This is a genomic window from Microcystis sp. M53598_WE2 (assembly GCF_030067735.1).
GTDB lineage: Bacteria > Cyanobacteriota > Cyanobacteriia > Cyanobacteriales > Microcystaceae > Microcystis > Microcystis aeruginosa.
In genome coordinates, this window is the sequence record NZ_JASJFE010001047.1 from 1 (window position 1) to 2,063 (window position 2,063).

A 2,063-nucleotide genomic window follows, 5' to 3' on the forward strand; every position below is an offset into this window, starting at 1 on the left:
ATGGCCATTGAGGAACCGACCAAAATATGAAAATAAAGACAAGATTACGGGAATCAGGCAAATTTTTCTTAAAAAGCGGTGCTAGTATCGCCCTAGCACTATTTTTAATCTTAAGTCTGTTCACGGCTAAGGGGACTGCCCCTGCTTTAGCTGTGCTTGCTCAGGGTGACGCGGTAACGGATCCCACTGCTATTCTACGCAATGCCTTACCCATAGATAATAAACCAATTCGTCAAGTGCAACAATCGATCGAAGATATTGCCAAACATCTGCGGGCCAAACGTTGGAGTCCGATTAAAAAAGATGTCAAGGATGCCAATTATGCCCTTTCTACCAAAAGCAAGGCTATCTTAGATAGTGTTCCCGAAGCAAGTAAAAGCCAAGGGGAGGAATTAATCGAAAAACTGAAAACGGGAGTGGCAGCCCTCGATACGGCCGTAGAAGCGAAAGATAAAGAGGCAGTTTGGTCAACCAGACGGGAATTGCTCAATAATATCACCGCTTTAGAAGAATTAATGGTGGTGGGTTTTCCCTTTAACGTTCCCCCAGAATACGCTAACTTGCCGCAATTGCGAGGACGCGCCACCGTAGAGATGCAGACCACCAAAGGAGATTTAACTATCGTTGTCGATGGTTACAGCACTCCGGTTAATGGGGGTAACTTTGTGGATTTAGTCCAACGGGGTTTTTATGACGGTTTACCCTTCATTCGCAGCGAAGATAATTTCGTTGTGCAAACCGGGGATCCCGTCGGTGCAGAAGAGGGCTTTGTTGACCCGAAAACTAAGCAATATCGCTCTATTCCCTTAGAAATTTTGATTAAAGGGGAAGAAGAACCAGTTTATGGCAATACTCTCGAAGAATTAGGGATTTACTTACCCAGTCTCGCCTTACCTTTTAACGCTTTTGGTGCAGTGGCCCTAGCGCGTCCGGATACTAATCCTAACGGAGGTTCCTCGCAATTCTTTTTCTTTAAATTCGATAATGAATTAACTCCTCCGGGGTTTAATCTCATGGATGGTCGTTATTCGGTTTTTGGCTATTTAGTCCAGGGAAAAGAGGTGTTAGAAGAACTTACCGATAAGGATAAGATTATCAGCGCTAAAGTGGTTTATGGCTTAAATAATCTCGTCCAACCTAGCTAGGGTGGGGGGTTTTAACTGGCTCTTGTCAAGGCACAGAGATTAGTCAAGATAGGGGAAGCAGCTCAGATTCTGGGCGCTTCCCCCGATACCCCGGCAAAGTGGCAATTGTCGGGGTAAATATTCCCCGCTAGTGAAGGCAAGGCAGCTAGTAAATGTTACTCTGTTAACGACCTTTTCAGTCCAGAGGAAGGTAAATCATCCACTATTCGCTTATGTCGGAGTCAGCAGTCACGAGCAAAAATTGGTTAATAAAATCAAAGTTACTGCCCTTGTTTTTGCCGATAATTTATCCGAGCTTATTCGGGGATGCCTAGAGGATTTATTAATACAAATTTTCTATCAAAAGGGAGAATTAGAAATTACTGTGATCGATAGTCCTTCTTCAGAAAAAGAGCAAGAAATTGTTCAAAAGTTTCAAGAAAAATATCTCTATATTATTGATCAAAGAACTGATAAATTAGAACAGCAAAAGAATAATCAATTGTGTAAAAACTATCAAGTACAGCGTGGGGAAATTAGTGATTTAGAAGTTAATCATGATCTAGGTGTACCCTTAACTGAAGATGAGCGAGAAAACTTACAAGTAATTCAATCTATGTCCGAGCAGAGCAAACCTATTGTTGTGATTGATGGCGTTATTTTTCAAATTAACCAAGGAGGAATAGCGAGAGTTTGGTATTCAATTCTACAAGAATGGAGTAACTCAGAATTTGGTCAACATATTATTATTTTAGATAGAAATCAAACCGCACCGAGACTAAAAAACTTAAAATATTGGTTATTAGAAGCCTACGATTATAATCATAGCGGAGAGGATGCTAGAAAAATTCAAGCAATCTGCGATCGGCTTCAGGCAGCTCTCTTTATTTCTACTTACTATACCACTCCCCTAAGCACTCCTTCGGCTCTAATGGTTCA

The 2,063-nt window shown here is 41.5% G+C and carries 1 protein-coding gene and 1 pseudogene; both read left to right on the plus strand.

Annotated elements, in window-relative coordinates; genetic code table 11:
* The first annotated feature begins 26 nt into the window (after window positions 1-26).
* Window positions 27-1,145 carry a peptidylprolyl isomerase gene (locus tag PX636_RS21435; protein ID WP_288118774.1) on the plus strand — a complete coding sequence of 373 codons (1,119 nt, stop codon included), beginning with the start codon at window positions 27-29 and terminating at the stop codon, window positions 1,143-1,145.
* Window positions 1,146-1,386: 241 nt separating this feature from the next.
* Window positions 1,387-2,063: pseudogene (locus PX636_RS21440) on the plus strand (glycosyl transferase); the annotation flags it as partial.